This window comes from Streptomyces sp. NPDC024698 (genome assembly GCF_055559015.1).
In genome coordinates this window covers 1-22475 of record NZ_JBVHLK010000042.1, presented here as the reverse complement: position 1 = coordinate 22475, position 22475 = coordinate 1, and the positions used below count along the sequence as shown (strand labels likewise).

The 22475-nt window shown below is 66.2% G+C and carries 13 protein-coding genes and 2 pseudogenes; 8 read left to right on the top strand and 7 right to left on the bottom strand.

Annotation, left to right across the window (positions count from 1 at the left end):
• Window positions 1-355: 355 nt before the first annotated feature.
• Complete coding sequence (locus tag ACZ4AA_RS37645; RefSeq protein WP_467612993.1) at window positions 356-754, bottom strand: HGxxPAAW family protein; 399 nt, start codon at window positions 752-754, stop codon at window positions 356-358.
• A 143-nt stretch (window positions 755-897) separates the two neighbouring features.
• On the opposite strand from ACZ4AA_RS37645, the gene ACZ4AA_RS37640 reads away from it, so the two are divergent.
• Together ACZ4AA_RS37640 and ACZ4AA_RS37635 are read left to right on the top strand one after the other, a co-directional pair.
• Window positions 898-1347 carry a MarR family transcriptional regulator gene (locus tag ACZ4AA_RS37640; protein WP_467612990.1) on the top strand — a complete coding sequence of 150 codons (450 nt, stop codon included), beginning with the start codon at window positions 898-900 and terminating at the stop codon, window positions 1345-1347.
• 128 nt (window positions 1348-1475) lie between these two features.
• Window positions 1476-1766, top strand: a pseudogene (locus tag ACZ4AA_RS37635) (transposase); the annotation flags it as partial.
• Window positions 1767-1862: 96 nt separating this feature from the next.
• Here ACZ4AA_RS37635 and ACZ4AA_RS37630 read toward each other — a convergent pair.
• The 6 genes and pseudogenes from ACZ4AA_RS37630 to ACZ4AA_RS37605 all read right to left on the bottom strand — a co-directional run bounded on the left by ACZ4AA_RS37630 (window position 1863) and on the right by ACZ4AA_RS37605 (window position 15343).
• Window positions 1863-8606 (bottom strand): RHS repeat-associated core domain-containing protein, encoded by a 6744-nt coding sequence (locus ACZ4AA_RS37630; RefSeq protein WP_467612987.1) that lies wholly within the window; start codon window positions 8604-8606, stop codon window positions 1863-1865.
• 735 nt (window positions 8607-9341) lie between these two features.
• Window positions 9342-9864 (bottom strand): annotated as a pseudogene (locus ACZ4AA_RS37625) (transposase family protein); the annotation flags it as partial.
• A 22-nt stretch (window positions 9865-9886) separates the two neighbouring features.
• Window positions 9887-10318 (bottom strand): GNAT family N-acetyltransferase, encoded by a 432-nt coding sequence (locus tag ACZ4AA_RS37620; protein WP_467612984.1) that lies wholly within the window; start codon window positions 10316-10318, stop codon window positions 9887-9889.
• A gap of 908 nt (window positions 10319-11226) precedes the next feature.
• Complete coding sequence (locus ACZ4AA_RS37615) at window positions 11227-12708, bottom strand: MFS transporter (protein WP_467612981.1); 1482 nt, start codon at window positions 12706-12708, stop codon at window positions 11227-11229.
• A gap of 604 nt (window positions 12709-13312) precedes the next feature.
• Complete coding sequence (locus tag ACZ4AA_RS37610) at window positions 13313-14206, bottom strand: hypothetical protein (RefSeq protein WP_467612978.1); 894 nt, start codon at window positions 14204-14206, stop codon at window positions 13313-13315.
• 282 nt (window positions 14207-14488) lie between these two features.
• Window positions 14489-15343, bottom strand: a complete 855-nt coding sequence (locus ACZ4AA_RS37605) for a LysR family transcriptional regulator (protein WP_467612975.1) — start codon at window positions 15341-15343, stop codon at window positions 14489-14491.
• Between the two features lie 71 nt (window positions 15344-15414).
• On the opposite strand from ACZ4AA_RS37605, the gene ACZ4AA_RS37600 reads away from it, so the two are divergent.
• The 6 genes from ACZ4AA_RS37600 to ACZ4AA_RS37575 all read left to right on the top strand — a co-directional run bounded on the left by ACZ4AA_RS37600 (window position 15415) and on the right by ACZ4AA_RS37575 (window position 22396).
• Window positions 15415-16278 carry a PhzF family phenazine biosynthesis protein gene (locus ACZ4AA_RS37600; RefSeq protein ID WP_467612972.1) on the top strand — a complete coding sequence of 288 codons (864 nt, stop codon included), beginning with the start codon at window positions 15415-15417 and terminating at the stop codon, window positions 16276-16278.
• Complete coding sequence (locus ACZ4AA_RS37595) at window positions 16278-17276, top strand: ornithine cyclodeaminase family protein (protein WP_467612969.1); 999 nt, start codon at window positions 16278-16280, stop codon at window positions 17274-17276. The genes ACZ4AA_RS37600 and ACZ4AA_RS37595 overlap by 1 nt, the downstream gene beginning before the upstream one ends.
• A 231-nt stretch (window positions 17277-17507) precedes the next feature.
• Window positions 17508-18305, top strand: a complete 798-nt coding sequence (locus ACZ4AA_RS37590; protein ID WP_467612996.1) for a threonine ammonia-lyase — start codon at window positions 17508-17510, stop codon at window positions 18303-18305.
• Window positions 18306-18665: 360 nt separating this feature from the next.
• Window positions 18666-20837 (top strand): MMPL family transporter, encoded by a 2172-nt coding sequence (locus tag ACZ4AA_RS37585; RefSeq protein WP_467612964.1) that lies wholly within the window; start codon window positions 18666-18668, stop codon window positions 20835-20837.
• 244 nt (window positions 20838-21081) lie between these two features.
• Window positions 21082-21753 (top strand): enoyl-CoA hydratase-related protein, encoded by a 672-nt coding sequence (locus ACZ4AA_RS37580; RefSeq protein ID WP_467612960.1) that lies wholly within the window; start codon window positions 21082-21084, stop codon window positions 21751-21753.
• Window positions 21754-21976: 223 nt separating this feature from the next.
• Window positions 21977-22396: a hypothetical protein gene (locus tag ACZ4AA_RS37575; protein WP_467612957.1), complete on the top strand. Its 420-nt coding sequence runs from the start codon at window positions 21977-21979 to the stop codon at window positions 22394-22396.
• Window positions 22397-22475: the final 79 nt, after the last annotated feature.

Sequence of the window (22475 nt, the reverse complement as noted above, 5' to 3'; positions counted from 1 at the left end):
GCACCCCAGACCGTTCGTCTGGACAAAAACAGCTGACGAGATCCTCGACAAAGTCGCCGCCTACTGCCACCGAATCTCTGACTCAGGTCACTAGCACTGGATTCGGGTCTGTACGGTCAACGGCTCTGTCTCACATGCGGTGGTAACGCAGTGTGATGATCGGGTCAGGCGTATCGTCCAGCCGAGGCGGCCGCGGCCGGATCTGCCACATCACGGCTGGCGAGAAGAGCAGTCAGGTCCAGACTCCGGCCGAAGTGAGCCTGTCGGCGGACCGCTCTTCGAGGGGCGGCGCGAGTACCGTCCAGCCTGCCACCGGCGCAGCCCTCAGTGGCCCTGCGGGACAGAGCCGTGAACTCTACAGACCCGCCTCGCCGCGTCGGGCGTCGGTGCCGGAGACGTCGGCGGCCCGGGCGAGAGCGAGGCGTTTGGTCCGCCGGGCCGACGATCCGCCCGCTAGCCGACAGCCGAGGCAGTGCGCATGCCCGTGCCGGGCGGACCGGTCGCGGGTTCGCCAGTCCCGTTCCGCGACGGGACGCGGCCCTGTGGGCTTGCCCCATCCCCGAAGGTGCAGGAGCCAGGTGACAACGGCGGCGAGTACAGCGACGGCAACGCCGGCCAACACGATGGCCAGGGAAGCGGCGATGACCCCCGCCGCCATGATCGCGCCGCCGAGGATGCCGATCACTGTGCCGGTCCAACCAGCGACCGTGTGTCCCAGATCGACGTCCCCGTGCATCTCCTCGTGGATGGACATGATGTGGTGCTCCTAGCAACGGAAATACACTGGCAGTCACGAGAACACTTTATCTCGCGAGATAAGTAGCTTAGATACTAAGGGGAATCCTGGTGACTGACAAGGCGCTCCCTCCAGCGACGGCCGAGGACGCCCTTCGAGCGATGGACCGAATGATCGCCGCGGCCCAGTACGGCCAGCAGGACATCGCACGCGGGCTGGGTCTCAACGTGACGGACCTGACCTGCATGGGATTCATCATCGAAGCCGCCCTCACTGGGCAGGCCCTGTCACCCGGGGAAATCGCCGACCGCGCCCGGCTGACGTCGGGAGCGATGACGGGCGTGCTCAACCGCCTAGAGAAGGCCGGATATGCCCGACGGCAGGCCGATCCGCTCGACCGACGCCGGCTCCACGTGACCCCGGACCCCTCCGCCCAGGAACGCCTCCAGGCGGTCTACGGCCCCTTCTACGCGAGAATCACCGCCCTGTTCCAGCGCTACTCCCCGGAGGGGATCGCCGTACTCGCCGACTGGTTCGTGCGCGCCGAGGAGGTCTTCCAGGAATCCCTGGCGGAAATCCGCGCCACCGGCGGCCCTACGGCGGGGAACTGAGCCCGCACTCGCGCTACCGGTCGGCACCGAGCAGGGAAGCGGTGCCCCGGGACTGACTGGTGCCTGGTGTCCTGGTCCCTCACCCCGGCCCTTCGCGGGAGAGTCCCGTCCTTGCCTTGTACCTCACTCTCAACACCCATCGGGCCGCCCGAATGCGCCAGTACGCCGCTGCCCATGACTGGCTCACCATCGTGCAACTCCCCTCCTATGCACCGGATCTGAACCCGGTGGAAGGGGTGTGGTCACTGCTGCGACGCGGCCCGCTGGCCAACGTCGCCTTCACCGATCACGAACACCTCGAACGCGTCTTACGCCGCGGATTGCGTCGCATCCAGCGTCATCCCGAACTCATCGACGGCTGCCTCGCAGGCACCGGCTTCAGCCTCACCCACCACCCGACAACACCCCGAAGAAGTCAGGTGGGGACGCCGGGCCGGGATTCCGGCCCGGCGTCCCCGCGCTATGCGGAGCCTACCGAGGGGGCAGGCAGATGTGGCCAGGCGTAAGTTGTGTGATCACTGCCAGGGCTTGCCCTTCGGCCAGTCGTACCCGGTGTAGTTGCCGCCGTTGCGGAGGGAGACGACGCCGGGGACTTCGGACATGCTTCCCCAGCCGGCGACGGCGTATCGGACGCCGGCGATGATGTTGTCGACGGGGTTGAAGATGTCGCCGTGATCGGGGAGTCGGAAGCGGTCGAAGGTGTTCTCGATGACCTGCATGGGGCCGACGGAGGGGTGTCCTCGCAGGGCGTTGCTGTCAGTGGTGTTGATGGCGTAGGGGGTCGGGCCTCCTTCGCTGCGGACAATGAGGCCGATGGCTTCGGGGTCGAGCTGCCAGTCGGCGTATCCGTAGTCCTTGAGGACAGAGACAGCTTCGCTGATCCAGGTGGCAGATGTGCCAGTGGTATCGGGGTCGCTGTACATGCGGTCGCTTGCTTCCTGCATCACACTGGCGAGGCGCTTGGCAGCTGCGAGATCCTTCGCTGCCTGCTCGTAGGGGTCGGGAGAGGCCGTGAAGGCCTCCTTGTACTCGGCGGCCATCTCCTTCTGCTCTACGAGGTCTTGGCCGGTGTTGTAGTTCTTGCTCATCTCCTTGGGGAAGTCGGCCTGAATCCAATCGGCTGTATCGACGGCGTCGTCGGCGGCGGCATCCACTGCTGCGCTGACCTGACCGTCATCGATGACCCCGTCGGTGGCAGCAGCCTGCTCGAATATGCCGACGCTGGAGACGGCGGCTTCGTTGTACAGGGTGACGCTGGTGGATCCGGTGATCTCGGAGAAGCCGTTGCTGGAGTTGGCGTACGTGGACGACGGGATGCTGTAGGTGGGGACGCCTGAGGAAATCGGGCCGGTCTCCGTGGGGGTAACCGCTGCTCCGTCGGAGCAGAAGCAGCCCTCGCCGTCGTATCCGGTGGGGTCGGTGCTCTTGGTGGGGTTGTTGACGAGGTAGCTGTAGGGGTTCCAGTTCTGGGGGTTGTCGGGGTCGGTGATGTGGGGGTCGGGGGCGAGGAACCGCTTGGTCTCGGGGTCGTAGAGGCGGCCCTTCATGTTGATGAGGCCGTACTCGTCGTCCATTTCGTGGCCGGTATAGCCCTGTGTGTATCCGGTGGGGCCGTTGTTGGCGGTGAGGCCACCGGACGTGACGCGCTTACCGAAGGGGTCGAAGAACTGGCGTTGGGCGCTGGAGGTGTCGCCGGTGCTGTTGGTAAGGGTGGAGGTGGATCCCTGGGGATCGGTGAGGGTGTATTCGGTGCTGGTGTTGGCACCGTTGTACGTGATCTGAGCGATGCTGCCCGGCGGGCCCGCGACGTGGAAGACGTGGGTGGTGCCGGAGACAGTCTGGCGCTTCTCGTAGAGATCGCCGATGTAGGTGGTGGTGTTGGTGCCGTCGGACTTGCGGAAGCGCTGGCCGTCGGCCGTGTAGGCCATGGTCCAGGTCTTCCCGCCCTGGGCAACGGTCTTCGGGGTCAGGGACATGCCCTGGTAGGTCAGAGTGCGGCCGGCGCCGGTGGTCTGACGCCCCATGGTGTCGTAGCCGTAGCTGAAGCTGTTGCCTCCGGCGGTGCGACCGGAGACCGCGTTCGGGTGGGCGGTGTTGAAGTAGTCGTTCGTTTCGGTGACTGCTCCGTTGAGCTTGACGGTGGTGAGGTTGCCGGCCGCGGTGTAGGTGTAGTTGGTGGCCCTGGCCGCGCCGGTGGGCGGGGTCAGCGTCCAGTCGGTCAGACGGCCGAGACCGTCATAGGTGAAGGTCTCGTCCCGGTGGTTGACGGTGGTGTCGTTGCGGCGCTTGAGCGTGCCGTCGGCGTAGTACTCGTAGCCGGTCTCGGTGAGCTTGCTGCTCGCACTGTTGGTGTCGGTGACCTTCGTCAGCCGGCCGGTCGCGGGATCGTAGTCCCGGACTGTGGAGATCGTGCCGCTGCCGTAGTTGCCCTGAGCCAGAGCACCGTCGGCATTGTGCGCGGTCGTCTTCCAAAGCTGCTTGTAGGTGCGGCCCGGACTGTTGTCGCCGATCTCGGACAGGTCACCGGAACCGCTGTACTGGTACTTGAGGGTGAACCGGTCGCTGCGGCCGGAAACCTGTGGGTAGGCGAGGGTGGCCAGTCGGCCGGCGGTGGTGTAGGTCAGGTCGGTGCTGTAGACGGTGCCGGCGTCGGTGTAGTCCGAACCGGCAGGACGCCCGCTGGCGTCGTACCGGTATCCGGTGACGATGCCGTCACGGCTGGTGGTCGACCCGATCTTCCCGATGCCGTTCGCGGCGGTGTCCCAGGTCGTGTTGCTCTGGCCGGTCAGGGTGGTGCCGGTGTATTCCCCGACCGCCTTGGTGCGGCCGAGGTCGTCGAACGTGTGCACCTGACGGCTGTTCGACTCCGTGTGGCCGTCCTCCCGGACCTCGCCGAAACCGTTGTACGTGTGCGTCGTGGTACCGGTGTTCGCGTCCACCGCCTTGGTGAGACGACCCAGATTGTCGTAGGTCGTCGAGGTCGTGTTCTTGGGATCCTTGGTCTCCAGGACACCACTGGGGCCCTGCTTGAACGTGACCTTCACATCCGACGCCCCGCCGCCGGGCACAGTCGCGGAGGTGATGGTGCGGCCGTTCAGATCGGCAATCGCGTAGGTCTCGTTGTTGCGCTCGTCAAAGTGCCGGATCTCAAACGGCGAGGGATACGTCAACTTCGTGATGGTGGCATCCGGATTGACGGTACCGATCACCCGGTCCAGCGCGTCGTATTCGGTGAGAGTGAACGCGCCGGCCTTCGCGGACCCGCCCGCCCAGTAAGGGCGGCTGACCGCCGAGATGTTCCCGAGCACGTTGTAGCGGGTGTCCGTCGCTGACCGACTGCCGTTCATGCTCCGCGTCGTGGTCCTGATCGTGCGACCCAATCGGTCGGCGAACGTCACGCTCTCTTCCTTGTCCGCGCTCGTGCCGCGGGTGGTGGTCACCGTGGTGCCGTTCACACCGCCCCAGGAATCGGTGCGGTTCGCGTACGCCGTGTTGATCGCGGACTCACCCGCGGGCGTGGTCTGCACCACGCGGCCCATGTCGTCGTACTTCGTCGTGGAGACGACACCGTTGATGTCCTCGGTCGCCACCGCGAAACCGAAACCGGGCAGCGTCAGCGTCCACACACTTGGCCGCTTCGTCGCGTCACTGTGCGGGGACCACTCCTGCGTCGGATAGATCTTCTCGTCCGGCCACCCCGATACCAGCGGCGTGTACTCGTACCGCTTCTCTCGCGCCGGCGTGCCCGGCGCCTGCTTCAGGACCGAGGTGACCTCGCCACTCGCACCGTATTCGGTGGTCGTGGTCAACTTCAGATCGTCGTTCGTCGACGCCTTCTCCACCCACTGCTTGTGGAGCCGGCCCTTGTCGTCGTACTCGAAGTCCTCCGTCCGCACGCTGGTGCGCTCATCTGCCGGTGCGGTGTCGTCCTCCGACTTCGTCGTCACCGTCTTCTTCGGGATGGACAGCTGCCATGCCTCCAGCCGCGCGGCCGACTGGTCGAACTCGTTCACCACGCGCGAGACACCACCGTCCTCATTCGCGTCCTTGCCTTCCACCAAGGTGTCCGCCTGCAGCACGTTGTTGTACGCGTCCCGCTCCTCGGCCACCCATGTCTGGCGGAAGTGCGCCCGCGCTGTACCGTTCGCGTAGCCCGGGTCCACGTCGTAGAGGTGGGTTCGCGGCGCGGTGTTGCCCGACGCGGACAGGTCCGGGTCGAACCTGGCCTCCTCCTCCCACTCCAACGTGCGCACGTTGTAGCTGTGCAGACCGTTCCTCGTGAACGGCGCGGTGAACGACGCCGGACGCGTGTAGTGCGTCGTGTTGTCGTTCAGGTTCACCGCGTTGTACAGGAAGTCCTTCTGCGACACCCGCACCTTGTCCAGGTACGCCGCCGCATCCTTCATCTCACCTGCGGCCTGCACCGGAGTCACGGTGACCACTGACTTCGGCAGACCCGCCAGCGGGTACCAGCCCCGCTCGGGATGACCCGCAACATCCGCACGACGCGTCGCATTGTCGTACGTCGTCACCCTCTCCGAGGGACGCTGCGGCTCCCACGTCGTCACCCGGTCGAACCCCAGGAAGCCACGCCCCTGAAGATCCATCACCGGATGCTCATACGAGTACTCCGTCACATGCGCACCGGTGTCCAGAGCGGATCCGTCGGCGGGATCAGACAGACCCGCCCGCGACACCACCTTCCGTACCACCTGCATTCCCCGCCGGCGAACGTTCACCGTAGGGAACGACACCGTCTTGGGAACCGCAGCCCGGGACGGCTGGTTCGACCACTCCGACGAGTACGTGACCTCCTCCGTCGGCCACTTCACCGGCGAGATGGACGAGTCGTACGGCGCGTCCGACGCCTGGATCAACAGATCGCTGGTCGTCGCAGGAGAGTTCCCGTTCGGCTTGTTCTCGTACACCACCAGAGAACTCGTCGACGCCGACGCCGTGTCACCTTGGAACGTCGCGATGTCGGTGAGGCCGTCACCGTTGAAATCGCCCAACTGCGACCAGGCCCACGTGCCGAACACGGTGTTACCCGCACCCTGAAGGTTCAGGTGGTTGCCGTTCGCGTACAGGATCGTAATACCCGAAAAATCGGTCGGCCCACCCATGAACCCCGCCGGGATCTTCCCGTCCTTGGTCTTCCCGTGGAAGAACACGAAGTCCGACCTGCCGTCGTTGTCCATGTCCGCGATACGAAGACCGTTGTCATCCTTCAGGTCTGCGAGACCGCCCATGACCCAGTTCGGGAGATAGGTGAATAGTTCCCACGGCGCGAAACCGTTGCCGGTGTTGTAGCGAATGCCAATCGCCGGTTCTGCCTCGCGAGTGCCCCAGTTGACCTCGGCGGCGTCCATGAGGCCGTCGCCGTTGAAGTCACCGTACTGGATCTCGTTGTCCGGCGTGTAGAAGTTCCAGCCCTTCGGGTACCAGTGGCCGTCCACCTCGAACTGGTCGTCGGGATCGACCGACGCCATGCTGTCCCACGTCTTGAAACCGCTCATGGGATAACGCGACTTATCGAAGGAGTCGGTGTAGGCGGTCCCGTTGTCCCGCAGACCGAAGATCTTGCCCGCGTCAGCGCTGTCGTCCAGCGCGGACTTACCGTCGACGAGCTCCGTCCGGCCGTCACCGTCCACATCCACCACGGTCGTGTTCCGCATCGAGAACCCGGTGTCGGTCCCGGCATCAGGGAAAGTGTTGTTCCGGTTCAGGTACAGCTTGTAGTTGCCGCCGTCCGAATCCGCGTGCAGCAGGTCGATCTTCCCGTCGCCGTTGAAGTCACCGAAGTCATCCGCCCAGTGCCCGAACTTGTCGGGAAGCGTGAATCCCGCACTGCCTCCCGCTACGAATTTCTTCGTGGAAGCATCCCAGTGCACCACACGCGAGCGCGCCATCTCGTACAGCTCGGCACCGGTATGGGCCTGTGGATCCGGGAAGGAGTTCGCGTAGAACTCCGAGATGCCGTCCCCGTCCAGATCAACCGGACGGGAATTCGCCAGCACACGGTACTTGCCGTAGTCGTCGCCGGTGATCTCGTACTTGTCCGCCAGCGGGTCCACCGCCTGGGCGGCCGGCTTGCCCATCCGGATGTAGTCCGGACCCCACACGCCGTCCGGCACCGTGTTCATGTCGTCATCCCTGACGAAGGTGCGGTGGTCCCAGTCGTCCTGGTACTTGTAGATCAGGTCGTCCGCGCCGTCCCCGTTGTAGTCCGCAGTCTGCAGCGGCGGTGGGATGACTGCCTTGTCGTACTTCGACAGCTGGAAGCCGCTCTCGATCGTCTTCGGTTCGAACGACGGGTCGTTGTTGCTGTACGTGAACGTCCGCTGAAGGGCACAGCCGCCCAACCCGCCGCAGCGGCTGACCTTTTCCAGCCGGGAGCGGCCGGATTTTCCGGTGCCGTAGTCGAACGTGTAGGACCAGAGCTTGCCGGTGGCGGACGGGTTCGGCCCGTACATCTCCAGCCCGGTCAGGACCTTCGTCTGGTCCTGCCGGATACCGGCCGTCCAAAAGAAGTTGTCGAGGTCACCGCGCTTGTCATAGGTGAACTTCACGTATCGGCGCCGCTCGGTGCCGTTCATCGTGGAGTAGGAGATCCGGTCCGGAAGAAGTTCCGAGCTATGAGCCGAACCTCCCTGGAGTTCCGTTTTATCGAGGGTATAGGAATACTCGATGACATTCCCTGACGGGTCCGTGTCCTTCGTCAGCGGATAGGTCAGAGGGGCGCTGTCCTGGTTCAGTGAGAAGCCCTCTTGGTTCGCGGAGATACGGTCCATTCCCTGCGCCCAGAATTCCAAGTGATGGCCGTTCTTCGCCCACACATCAAACGAGCCCGGACCGCTTCCGGTCGGTTCTCGGGACACAATTTTCGTGAATGACTCCGTCTCCGTGCGGTACTCCGCGTCACCCGCGCCGTAAGTGCCGCTGACACCGATGAGCTTCTGCCCGTCGAGACAGAATCTCGCCGCGTCACCCCCAGCGGAATCCTCGGAACGGAACGACACACCTGTGGTACTGCCCTCAGTCGCCATGCTCTTCCCGCATCGCGTGATCGCCGACAGGCCGGACACCGACCAGCCCACACCCATCGTGCCGTTGCGCGCCGAGCTCGAATAGTGCAGGCCCAGCGATGGCTGCTGCCCTGCAGGCCCCGCCGGCACATCCAACGGAATGTCATACGTCGCCTCTCCCGAAGGCGACACGGTCAACCCACCTGGCAGATAACCCGACTCGGAACCCTTCACCACCGAACCTGACGGCAGAGACAGAGCGGAGGGAATCGAAGGCGGCGAATTTGCCGCAGAAGCGGAAAATATCGGAAAGGCTAGCGATGACAAAGCCATCGATGAAACAGCCGCGACCACCAGCAGCGGTCGCCCGGAACTGCGAAATCTCATCAACGATCCCCGATAGATATTGCATGGATCTGGATTTCCGGGATTCTATTTCATTCGATCCAGCGGTGGATGAGTATTCGATGCTCAGAACGCCACACGGGAGCCAGGTGCGCACCGTTCGGTCGGCAGGCCAGCACGCGTGTATCACCACGTGGGCGGGGCCAGAACGCCAGGTATCCGGTTGCAAACACCGGCCTGCCACCCGTACGCCACCAGCAGCGGCGGGCGGCTGATGACGGCACACCCAGCGTTCGCGGCTTGGACAGAACGCAGTTGCAGCGACATACACGGACCCCGGTCCGATCTCGCAGCCTTGCCACCATGAGATGCCAACTCCCATGTGAAGGAGTGTGTTCAGGGCTCTCGTCACTGGCAGCAGACGATGTGGCGGACGAGGGCGATACGGTCCGGATCGTGGACTTGCACCTGGATGTTCCCTTCCCCTGCCCGATGTTGGGATGCCCACTGAGAAGGTCACGGATACCTGATCCGGACCGTGGCGGGTGTGCCGACGACGGCCGAGAGTTGAATACGAACGTCCGGGTGCGACGCCTGGTCTGTCCAGTCCCATGCGGCGGTCCCGGCCAGATCGGTCTCGAACTCCCTTTGAGGCGCAGCACTTGTCCGTGATCACCAGCAGGCCGGGGCGGTCGGTGACTGTGTCCGGCTCACGATCCAACGTCGCCGTCAGCACCTCACGCTCGTCGAGCTTCGGGTTCGCAAGGGACCACAAGATCGGCATACCGGTTGGGGGTGCATACGATACGAGGTGCAGCCGCGGGCCCCAGAAGAATCGGGAATGGCTTGGGCAGTATCCGTATCCGGCCCAGTCGGCCAGGTCCGACCGCTTCACGGTGAGTCGTGAGCGGCCGCACTCGACCGGGGTGGATTCGATGATCCAGTGATTGTCGAACCAGAAGCCGGTGTCCGTCGCAAGGAGCCGTATCGCCCGCTTGACCAGCGGCAGCGCAGCACGCAGGCGCTTGTTCCAGCCCGGCTGCTTCGGCGCGAAGGGGAACTTCGCGCCGAGGCGGGAGTGGACGAACCGCAGCCACCTGGACGCCTGTCTGCATCGCTTGGCCGCCTGTACGGTGAGCGACACCAGACAGGCAGCGCTGGCTTCGCCCTTACTGTGCGCCGAGCGTCATCCACTTCTCCGGCTTCTCGAGGGCTGCGAAGCCCGCCTTGGCGTAGACCGCGTGTGCGTCCGCGGTGGCCAGCAGCACGCGGCGCAGTCCATAGGGCGCGAGATGCTCGCAGACGGCAGCCACCAGAGCATGCCCCAGGCCCCTCCCCCTGCTGCCACGAGCGACGTAGACGTCGCACAGCCACGCGAACGTGGCCTGGTCCGTGACCACACGGGCGTAGCCGAGCTGAACGCCGGTGGCACTCTCATAGACACCGAAGTTCAGCGAATTGGCCATAGCCGCGTCCTGCTTCTCCCGGGACCGGCCCAGGGCCCAGTACGTGTCCTCGGAAAGCCACTGGTGGATGACTGCGCGGTCGAGACGAGCCGCATCAGTGGATATGTCATAGCCGGCTGGGAGATCAGTGGTCATGACCGCATACAACCAGGCCAGGACGCTCCGGAGCCATCGAATAGCCCCTTGGCACATCGACAAGCCTGTTCGCGATCACTTCGGAATGACTCGTCCAGGTCGTCGCCACCCGGTCTGCCGACGAGCGGCTCGGCACACGGGTACGGCTATCGCCCCGAACGCACCGGTCCAGAGCGCGCCTTGTAACGCCGAGAGCGAGTGCGGCATCGGCCACCTGGACCTGATGGCGCATGTGCGTATGAGCCCATGTCTCGCAGCCAGTCACCAGGCGGTCGTGACCCTGGAGATATCGGTGAAAGCCCCCACGCCGAGGGTCGGCCGTCCATCGATCAGAAGCGCGTGGGCCGTATCGGCAGCCAGCTGCGGGCTGGTCAGTGAGATCGCGTCGTTGGCGTGGTCGATCAGAGCTGTGTTGTTCGTTCTGGTTCCTGAGATGTTGGCTGCTGCGAGGGAGGAGCGGGCCGGTCGGCTTGCCGGTCGTCACGTCCGCCTTGATGAAGATGGTGCCGCGGCCGGCGCCGCTCCACTCCTTCGTGGTGAGTCCCGAAGAACCCTTGACGCGGCTGTCCGGGAGCGCCCAGCGCGTCGACGTCTTTTGAGGAGAGGGCCACACCATGCGGATTGGAGGTGCTGTCGGCCACAGTGATGGCGTACTCCTGGGTGGCGCGGTCACCGTCGCGCTCGAACGGCGCGACCCCACCATCGTCATGTGGCCAGTCGCTCCGCTCAGCGCGCCACCGGCGGCCACCCACCGTCCCCACTCGAGGTCAATCCGACAAGGTCCACAACCGCGGCCAGGCGGGACACCCTCCGGCCAGTTGGGTGGCCTGGTCTTGTCATCCACGAAGACACAAGCGTCGTGCGGCAGGTGAGTTGCAGCCGGTCGCGACAGGAGCACGGAATCCTCCTCAGTGCGCGTCGTATCGAGTGGCGCCCACCTGACGGACTTCGTCGTCGGGTGCGTCTGCCGAAAGGGCAGCGGAGGCACGGCTGGAATGCCGCAGGAGGAGGGCGATGGCGACGGCGGCCAGGACGGCGGCACCGGCCCCTGTGAGGAGAGCCAGGTGCAGGCCGGAGGAGAAGGCATCACGGGCCTGTTCGATCAGCGATGCATTGCCTGTCTTGGTGCCGACGATACTGGCCGCCGCGAGGGAGGAGCGGGCGGCGTCGACGACCGGGGCCGGGAGTCCCTCGATGTCGAGGTTGCTCCGATAGCCGGCGTTCAGGGCGCTGCCGAGGACCGCGATGCCCAGAGCGCCGCCCAGTTCGCGGGACAGGTCGTTCACCGCGGAGCCCACATTCTGCAGGGCGGGCGGCAGAGCATCGGTGATGGCCGCCGTGGCTGGAGTCATCGCCAGGCCCATCCCCGCCCCCAGCGGGATGAGGCCGACAAGGATCAGCCAGTACGAGCTGCCGGTGTCGAGCTCGGCGAGCACGAGGAGACCTGCGGCTACAGCGATCAGGCCGATCACCCAGGGACGGCGCGCGCCGTGCCTGGCTGCCAGACGCGGGGCCAGACGGGCACTGGGAATCATCGCCGCGGACATCGGCAGCACGCTCAGGGCGGCGACCAGGGCGCTGTCTCCCCGTACGAGTTGCAGGTACTGCATGATCACAAAAATGAACCCGAAGAAGGCGAAGAACTGGAGCGTGATCGACAGGGTTCCGGCTGCGAAGGGCCTGTTGCGGAACAGCCGCGGGTTCAGCAGTGGCTGAGGGTGCCTCAACTCCCAGGCGACGAAACCAGCAAGCACCATGAGTCCGATCCCGATGCCGCTCAGTGTGCGGACGCTGCCCCAGCCGTACTCGGGCGCTTGGATGATCGAGTAGACCAGCACGCCCAGTCCGACGACGGTGAGAGCCGCTCCTACTCCATCGACACGATGCTTCCCGGGCTCCGCGGACTCCGGAACGACGACGTAGGTCCCGATGACGGCCACGACGGCCAGAATGACGTTCAGCCAGAACACTGACCGCCATGACCAGACCTCGAGCACCGCGCCGGAAGCAAGCAGCCCCAGTACGGCGCTGGCGCCCGCGACCGCGGCCCAGATACTGACCGCCCTGGCCCGCTGGGCGGGAGGGAATGTGGTCGTGATGGTCGACAGTGTGGCGGGCATGACGAACGCCGCCGCCACACCGAGCACCGCGCGGAGCGCGATCAGAACTGTCGGCTCCGACGAGAACGTCGCGGCCACCGAGACTGCCGCGAACAGTCCGAGTCCGCCCAGGAGGGCCTTCCGCCGGCCGAAGCGGTCACCGAGCGTGGCCGCGAGGAGCAGAAGGGCGGCGAAGACGAGACTGTAGGCGTCGATGATCCAGGACAGCTGGGTCTGGCTGGCGTGCGTCTCACGGGCGATGCCGGGCAACGCTACGTTCAGTGATGCCATGGCGGAGACGACCGTTGCCAGAGCCAGGCAGGTCACGGCCAGAACCGCACCGTGACGCCCCGTTCGCACCGGCCCGTCGGGCTGGCCCGACGATACGTGTCCTGCGTTCATGAGGAGACATCCCTTGGATCGAGATCGGCAAGGGCGCGGCGCGCTCGGAACTCCCGGTCGCGAAGCTTGTTCACCTGCGGTGCGCCACGCTGGGGCTGAGCACCAGGTTCGCAAGAGGGCCTGCGGCGGGGCATGAGCAACGGGTACTCACCACCACGCTCCTGGGTCCCTGGCGTAGCAGTCTCAAGTTGACTCTGCTCGGCGGCTTCGCTTCGCGCGCCGATACCTTGGGTCCGACCGGCCGGGGTCCATCAGCTCGGCCGCCATGGGCTGCGGGCCGGCTCGCGGGAACCGTTCACTCTGCGTAGCTTCGAGCAGCAGACAGTGCGCAGTTGGTTCAAGGATCACGTTACCGCTGCGCGCCTGGCCATGCTGGGTGAGAGCGCTGTGGTCAGTGCTGCGTGGAGCGTAAGAGAGGGCGAGCGGTTGCCGTAGTCGCCCTTCGGCGTGGCGCCCCGCGGCATATCAGCAGCGCGAGGCGCCACACAGAGTGTTACCGGGTGATGTCGACGAAGACCATGGGCCGGTCGGCGACCGGGTTGAACGCGGCTTCGTTCCTGCCCCACCAGTACCCGGTCGGCTTACCGGTCGTCGCGTCGGCCTGGATGAAGATCGTGCCTCGTCCGGCGCCGCTCCATTCCTTCGTGGTGGCCCCCGGCGAACCTTCGACGCGGCTGTCCTTGAACGCCCAGTGGGTCGATGTCTTGGAGGAGAGTGCCACGCCATGCGGATTGGAGGTGCTGTCCGCAACGGTGACCGCATACTCCTGAGTGGCGCGGTTGCCGTCGCGTTCGAACGGTGCAACGGACTCCACCGTCATCATGTGCCCCGTCGCGCCGCCCTCCGAGCTGTCCAGGTACTTCACGGCGATGACGGATCCCGCGTGCAGGTCGCTGACCCGCTGCGCGGAGGGCCGGGTGATGTGGTCGCTCATGTGCTCCAGCGCACCACCGGCGGAGGTGTCGGTGAAGGCGTCGTAGTACTGCTCCGAGGAAGGGCTGCGGAAGCCGATCCCGGAAGTGAACCACGCGTCCGTGGCCCATGTGTAGGCGTGCTTGAGTGAAGCGGTGAGGAACTGGGCGCACTTGGCCTCGACCTGGTAGGAACTGGCATTCCCGGGAGTGCCCCAGAGGACCGACGCCGTATCGGTGTCAGCGTGGCCGGCCGCCCCCGGGTAGAAGTTCTCGGAGTCCTGGCCCGGCCAGCCAAGCGTCGCGAGTTCGTCGATGATCTCGTTCTCGGCTGCCACCAGAGGAGCGCCGTCTTCTGTTCCGGCCGCCTGCGCCGTGGTCGGCGCGACCGCCAGGACAGCTGACGCCGACGCTGTACACAGCGCGACCATGAGCTTTTTCATCTGGTTACTCTTCTTTCTGCGGTACCGCTCCATAGGGGTTCTTCTGCAGTGCCGCTCTATGGATGTCTCCGCCGGTGTTCCTGCGAGCGGCGTGAACCGGCCGCGCCGGGCACAAGGGTGCCCGTATGGGTTGTTCGCGACTTCTGGTGAACCGGCTATTTCACGCGTGGTGCTCTCGGTCCTGTTGTCGGAGGCCGAGGAGACGAATTCAAACGTGAGGCCGGCCGGCGAGCGTGAGTAATCCGTGCTTATCCGGGCGGCTGCGGGCCGTCACCGAAGTTCCCCGCCTCACGGACCTGGCTTCAGCTTCGCCCTTCAGCCTGCAGACGCGGCGAGGTCGGTCAGTTGCCGCAGGAGGTTCTCCACCGCGTCGAGAAGCAGGTCGCCGTCTGTGCCGGTGGGGCGGATGAGGGCGACCTCGATGTCCGGGAGGGGCGGCAGAGCGTCGGTTGCCGTGTCCGGTTCCGCGTTTGCCGGGAGCAGTGCGGTGGCGCCGAGACCGGCGCGTACGGCGGCTTGCACCGCGCCCAGGGCGGTGCTCTCGAAGGCGACATTCCATCGGCGCCCCGCGGTCTCCAGGGCGTCGAGCAGGGGAGCCCGCCAGCGGCATGGCTGAGAGAAGAGCACGAGCGGCAGCGGGTCCTGGGCCACATCGAAATCTCGCGCTGCCGACCAGGCCAGCGGTAGCCGGGCCGTCCAGCGGGGTGCCTCGGTCAGGTAGAAGGGATCGCACAGCGCCAGCTGGATCCGCCCGTCGGCGAAGGACTGCTTCATGAGCGGACCAGGGCCGGTGATCAGTTCGAGCGTCGTGTCCGGGTGCAGGCTGCTGAAGTCGCCCAGGACCTTGACCAGCGACGGTGTGACGAAATCTTCCATCAGCCCCACGCCGCAGTGCCCGGTGACGGCGGGTCCGGCCGCCGAGATGGCTTGCGCGGAGAGGGCCAGGATCCGCTCCGCGTACGGGAGGAAGACCTCTCCGTGCTTGGTCAGCGACACGCCGGTCGTGCCACGGTGCAGCAGTTGCTGACCCACCGTGCGTTCGAGCCTGCGGAGCTGGTTGCTGAGAGCGGGCTGGCTGTGGCCGAGGGCCGCGGCGGCACGGCTGATGCTTCCCGACCGTACGGAGCTGACAAAGGCGCGCAGCAGCGCCGTTTCGAGATCGGGGGCCATAACGACATGCTATGCCCCCTCTGTTCACGGGGCGGGTTCCGTCTATTTCGGCCCGGCGGTAGCGTCGGGTCATGCACTACTTTCACGTCGATGTCTTCAGCGGAACGCCTTTCAGCGGAAAGAGTCTTGCCGTCTTTCCCGGAGCGGCAGGTTTGAAGGGCTCCCAAATGCAGCGGATCACCGAGGAAATGCGTCACTTCGAATCAATCTTTCTGGATCAGAAGGACGATACGGGCGACGCATGGCGGGCGCGGGTATTCGACCTCAGTGAGGAGCTGGACTTCGCCGGGCATCCCGTCATCGGGGCTGCGAGCGTCCTGCACGCTCTGGATGGCGGCGACGCCGGCCGGACATGGTCGCTCGAACTGAAGGCGCGGACGGTGGAGGTTGCCACCGTGCGCCGTGGTCCAGGACGGTACGCGAGTGTCCTCGACCAGGGCCCTCCTCAGTTCCTCGGCCGGCCCGAGCTGAACGACGTGGCTTCGTGGTTCTCTCTGGACGAGGAGGACCTGGATGCCGGCCTGCGTCCCGAGATCGTCTCGACGGGGCTGCAGTATCTGATCGTTCCCGTGCGGGCGGGCGCGTTGGCGCGGGCCAGGATCACGTCTGACATCGGGCAACCGCTGGCTCAGGTCGGGGCGCAGTTCGCCTATCTCCTGGACGCCGACGGCCTGGAGGGGCGGCACTGGAACAACGACGGTGTCGTCGAGGACGTGGCCACCGGCAGTGCCGCTGGATGCGTGGCCGCCTACCTCCGGCGTCACGGGCGGCTCGAGGACGGCGACCAGCGGGCGCTGCGGCAGGGGCGGTTCTGCGGCCGCCCCAGCGAGATGACGATCAGCGCCCACGGCCGCCGGGAGGACATCACGTCGGTACGGGTCGGCGGTGAGGTCGCCGTGGTCGCCCGCGGGCGCCTTGAAGGGCTGCCGCGGTGATGGGCGGGCCCGCCTACTTCGGCCCGGAGGAGATCCGCGCCGCAGTCGGATACCCGGACGTCCTGGAACCCGTCGCCGCCGCCCTGCGTGACTACAGCCGGGGGCTCGGCGATTCACCGGCCGCCGTCTTCGCGCCTGCGGGCCCCGAGGGTGACGTGCACGTGAAGTCGGCGTGGCTCCCGGGTCGGCAGGTCTTCACCGTCAAGGTCGCCTCGTGGTTCCTGGAACGTGCCCGCCGCGGCGGAACACCCGGAAGCGGCGTCATCGCCGTGTTCGACGCCGCGACCGGGGACCTCCGGGCGCTCCTGGACGACGAGCATCACCTCTCGGACGTTCGAACGGCCGCCGCGGGGGCCCTCGCCGCCCGGACCATGGCACGACGCGACTCCCGCGTCCTCGGGGTGATCGGCAGCGGCACCCAGGCCTACCTCCAGACTCTCGCCGTGGCCGACGAACTCCCGCTGCGCGACGTACGCGTGTGGGGACGGCGTAGGTCCCATGTCCATTCTCTCGTCCAGGCGTTGCATGCCAGACGCCCCGATCTGCGCGTCATCGCCGTGGACAGCGCGCGGGCCGCGTGCGATGGCGCCGACGTCCTGGTGACGGCGACCTCCAGCACCCAGCCGCTGGTGGAGGAGTCCTGGCTGATGCCAGGGATGCATGTCAATGCCGTTGGAGCCGACGATCCGACGAAGGCGGAGCTGAGCCTGGAGTGCCTGAGACGGGCGGACCGGATCGTGGTCGACAGCCGTGAACTCACCGCCATCCACGGCGACTTGTCGCGGCTCCCGGAAGGGAGCCGTCGCGTCGACGCGGAACTCGGCGAGGTCCTCGCCGGATCGGCACCCGGCCGGGAGAGCGAAAAGGAGATCACCATCTGCAAGCTCATCGGTCTCGGCGTCCAGGATCTGGCGGCTGCGGAGGTTGCCCTCGGCTTGCTCGACGCACCGCGCGATCGCACGGCCGTTCCGGCGCACGCACGGGAGGTCCACCGGTAGGGGGCGACGACGGGCGCGTCGAGGACCCAGCAACGATTACTCATCTCAGGGGGATTCCAGGCGCCGACGCTGGAGGGCCTGACGTCGGGAACCAACCCCAAGGGGGAGCTGTCATGACACTGCTGAGCCTCGATGACGTCCATGCTGCCGGTCGGCGCCTGACCGGCGTCACTCTGCGCACTCCCCTCCCAGGTCACCGGATCTTTCAAGCTCCGCGGCGCCTACAACCGGCTGGCTTCGCTGTCCGCCGAGGAGCGCAAGCGCGGAGTGGTGGCGCAGTCGAGTGGCAACCACGGCAAGGCCCTGGCGTACGCCGGCCGGCTCCTCGGCGTGGAGATCACCGTGGTCGTTCCGGACACCGCTGCACCCGTGAAAGTGAACGCCATACGGCAGCAGGGCGCCAGAGTGCGCAGGGTTCCGGCCGCGGACCTGGCCACGGCCACAGGGACGCTCGCCGAGGAGTACGGCCATGTCGTCGTGCCGCCTTTCGATGATCTCGGCGTCATCGCAGGCCAGAGCACGGTGGGCCTGGAGATCTTCGAGCAGACGTTGCAGATGGGCGTGGCACCGGACACGGTCCTCGTTCCCGTGAGCGGCGGAGGGCTGATCTCCGGGGTCGCGGCCGCCCTCAAGCGCCTGCTGCCCGATGTGCGGGTCGTCGGAGTGGAGCCCGAGATGGCCGCCGACGCCCGGGAGAGCTTCCGCACCGGACACCGGGTCGGCTGGCCCACGACGCTCACCGGCCGCACCCTCGCGGACGGCATGCGCAGCAACTCGGTGGGCGCGATTCCTTTCGCACACATCCAGGAGTACGTCGACGACATCATCACGGTGTCGGAGAGCGAGATCCGTGACACCGTCGCCGCCCTGGCGCGTGAGAGCCGCGTCGTGGCCGAACCCTCGGGCGCCGTCGCAGCGGCGGCCTACCTCCATCACCGGAACGACCTGCCTTCCGGCAAGCTGCACGTCTGCGTCGTCAGCGGCGGCAACATCGATACGGAGCTCCTGTCCCGGCTGCTCGCCGGATGAAGCCGGATTCGGCGAGCCACCACCGGGGACGCAGGCACTTCGGCGGCCATGCCGGACTTGCGGCGCTGGCCCCGGGCCGTGAGAGATCCGCAGGAAACGGTGAGCCGGGTCATCGGCACGACAGGCCCTGCTCGGCACCGCCCGCCCCGGCGACCTGGAGCGGTGAGGGCCACCAGCCCGGTCCTCGGCTCCAGCGAGAGTGAGCACGACTTACTCAGGTGCTCACACCACCCGTAGACCACTGTTATGTGCATAAGAAGACGTGTACATGGATGGTCTGCGTGTTCCGGTCACACCACGTCTGGGGACGCACCGACCACGGCGTCTTCGATTGTCCCCACAATCCGACCGGGAGCCTTCGTGGCTACGTTCCTCTACCTGCTGTCCAGGGCCGCCTTCCGGCGCCGCCGTCTCGTCGCCGTGATCTGGGTGGCGCTGCTCGCCTGCGCCGCGGTGGGCGCAAGCGCGGCTTCCAGCACCGTCACGTCTTCCTTCTCTCTTCCAGGAACAGAAGCTCAAAAGGCTGTCGGGCTCGTGGAAGCGCGCTTTCCCGGGAGCAGCCCCGATGGCGCCGTTGCGCAGATCGTCCTGAAAGCTCCTCAGCCGGAGAAGATGTCTGACGCTGCTCGCAAGGCCACCGTCAGGGATCTCGTGGAAGAGCTGAGATCAGGGTCGAATCAAGTGGCGGCCATCACCGATCCGTATGAGGGGAAGGCCGTATCCCCGAACGGGTCCACCGCCCTTGTCTCCGTCACCTACAACGAGACGCCTGGGTCTCTGACAGACGCAACTCTCAAGTCACTTGAGGACGTTGCCTCCGAGGCACGCGAGAGCGGTCTGACGGTCGAGGTCGGCGGAACGGCCCTGCAAGCTGCGCCGGAGCCTGGCATCGGCGAAGTGATCGGCATAGTCATCGCAGCCGTGGTCCTGGTCATCACTCTCGGGTCGCTGGTCGCCGCCGGACTGCCCCTGCTGACCGCCATATTCGGAGTCGGCATCGGCATCTCCACCATCACCGCGCTGGCGAGCACCTTCGACCTCGGCTCCACCACCTCTACGCTGGCGATGATGATCGGGCTCGCGGTCGGCATCGACTACGCGCTCTTCATCGTCTCGCGCTACCGGGCCGAACTCGCAGAGGGGCACGACCGTGAGGAGGCAGTCGGCCGGGCCGTCGGCACCGCCGGCTCCGCCGTCGTCTTCGCGGGCCTGACCGTGGTGATTGCCCTGGTGGGACTGGCAGTCGTCAACGTTCCTATGCTGACGAAGATGGGCTTCGCCGCCGCCGGCACGGTGGTCATCGCCGTCCTCATCGCCCTGACGGCGATTCCTGCCCTGCTCGGCTTCGCCGGCAAGCGGGTCTCTCCCCGCAAGCCGAACCGGGCCGCGGGAAAGCCCAACGGTGGCGTCCGCTGGTCGCGGTTCGTGCTGCGTCGCCCGGTCACGGTGCTGCTCGTGGCCCTGGTCGGCCTCGGAGTCATCGCCATCCCGGCCGCGTCCCTGAAGGTGGGCCTGCCCGATGACGGCTCCCAGCCGGTCAGCACCACCCAGCGGAAAGCCTACGATCTGCTCTCCGAGAGCTTCGGTCCGGGATACAACGGACCCCTGCTGGTGGTCGTCGACGGTGACACAGACGCGGCGTCTCACGCCCGCGAAACGCTCCAGGGCCTGGGCGGCGTCGCCTCGGTCAGCCCGGCGACGGTCAACGAGGCCGGCGACACCGCGATGATCACCGTCATCCCCAAGGATCGGCCTTCTTCGGTCGCCACCGAAGGACTGGTGCACTCCATCCGGGACGCCACTGCCGACGGTGTCATGGTCACCGGTGCGACGGCGATGAACGTCGACTTCTCGCAGCGGATGAACGACGCACTGCTGCCGTATCTGACGCTGGTCGTGGGCCTTGCGTTCCTGCTCCTGATGCTGGTCTTCCGGTCGGTGCTCGTCCCACTGAAGGCCGCTCTCGGTTTCCTGCTCTCTGTGGTGGCGGCGCTCGGCGCGGTCGTTGCGGTCTTCCAATGGGGCTGGCTGGGCTCCCTGTTCGGTGTTGAACAGACAGGTCCGATCATGTCGATGATGCCGATCTTCATGATCGGCGTGGTCTTCGGGCTCGCCATGGACTACGAGGTCTTCCTGGTATCACGCATGCGTGAGGCGTATGTCGGCGGAGAGCGGCCGGGGGCCGCGGTCGTCACCGGCTTCCAGCACGGAGCCCGGGTCGTCACCGCAGCCGCAGTGATCATGATCGCGGTCTTCTCCGGGTTCATCGGCTCGAGTGAGCCGATGATCAAGATGATTGGCTTCGGGCTCGCGATCGCGGTGTTCATGGACGCGTTCGTGGTCCGGATGGCGATTGTGCCGGCGGTCCTCGCACTGCTCGGACACAGGGCTTGGTGGCTGCCCCGCTGGCTGGACCGGCTGCTCCCCGATGTGGATGTGGAAGGCGAGAAGCTCCGCGAGAGGCTGGGTTCCGCTTCGGAGAGCATCGCGCCGGAAGATCCGGACGAGAAGCGTCAGCTGACCCGGGTCTGACGCCCTGGATTCCGGGGGTCCCGCCATGAGCGGTGGCTTGGACCCCCGGCCGTGTGACGGCCTCCGTGGGGACGGGCCCGTCACGAACAGGTGGTCGTGTCGACCCAGCAGGAACGCTGGCCGACACGACCACCTGCATGCCCCGTGTCGGCTCGTGGGCTGCTCACTGCCTCTTTTGACGGCAATACACCGCTGGATCGACCGGGGCGCACCACACCCGATCCGCCCGACCCGAAGGAACCACATGCCCACGCTCGACCGTCAGGACAACGTCTTCGTTCTCGATTTCGGAAACGGCGAGAATCGTTTCCACCCGGACTGGATCGCCCTCATCGGCACGGCACTGGACGAAGTCGAGAGAGCCACAGGACCCCGCGCACTCGTCACAGCGGCGACCGGGAAGTTCTACTCCAACGGCCTGGACCTGGAGTGGCTTTTTGCCAATCTGGACCAGCACCGGGCCTACGTCGCCTCCGTCCAGGAGCTGTTCGCACGGATGCTGTCCCTGCCTGTGATCACGGTTGCTGCGCTGCAAGGTCACACCTTCGCGGCCGGCGCTATGTTCTCCCTCGCCCACGACTTCCGGATCATGCGTGCAGATCGCGGGTACTGGTGCCTTCCCGAAGCGGACATCGACATCCCCTTCACACCGGGAATGTCCGCGCTCATCCAGGCACGACTGACTCCGCAGACCGCCCACCAGGCCATGCTCACGGCACACCGCTACGGCGGACCCGACGCCGTCGCCGCCGGCATCGTTGACCAAGCAGTTGCCGAAAATGAGGTACGCACGGCTGCCATCGAACTCGCCCGGTCCCAGGTGGGCAAGGCGGGCCACACGCTCGGCACCATCAAGACCCGTACGTATTCCTCGACGCTGGCCACCCTGCGCGACACGACTCTTCCCCTCAGCTGACGCGCGATCCCACGCGGCCCAAAGGTGCGCGACACCTGCCGGCGAACGCCGTAGGCCGCCCGCACTCCCCCGCTACCGTGATCCGGCCCGGCCGCTGAGCAGCCTTGTCGAGGTGCAGCCATCGGGTAAGGACGGACACCGCCGCCTTTGCGGCTCATCGTTCAGTGCGCCAAGGAGGGTATCCAGGCCGGACATCACCCTGAGCCTGGATGCCCTCCTTCCCGTGCGCGGCAACGACCTGGCCGCGTCGGCTCACCTGCGCGCATGTTCACGTTCTCCTTCCCCGCTTGGCTTCTTTGGAAGAGAACAACTGACTGCCGACCCGGCTGCCCCGGTCCTGACGTCGCACGTCCTGAGCGATGCGAGTACCAAGTACTCATTCCAGGGTGTTGGGCTCCCCCATACGTTTCAGGTAACCGAACGACCGCACACCAGCGGGCGATCTACTGAAACAGGAGCAGCCGTGATGGACGTTGCCGCGACCGGAATCATCAGTGCCGACAGGACGGGCAGCTACAACCACAACGAGATCGTCGTACCCGTGGATCTCGACGCCGAGGTGGACGACAGCATCGAGCATGCGTTCATCGTTGGAAGCCTGACAACGAACCACAACGAAATCGTGATCGTCGAGTGTGTCTGAAAGATCGTGTAAGTCCGTGATGTGACAGCCTGGCCCGGGGCTCGGCCTCGGGCTCTTGGGCCGGGCGGATCGGACGAGT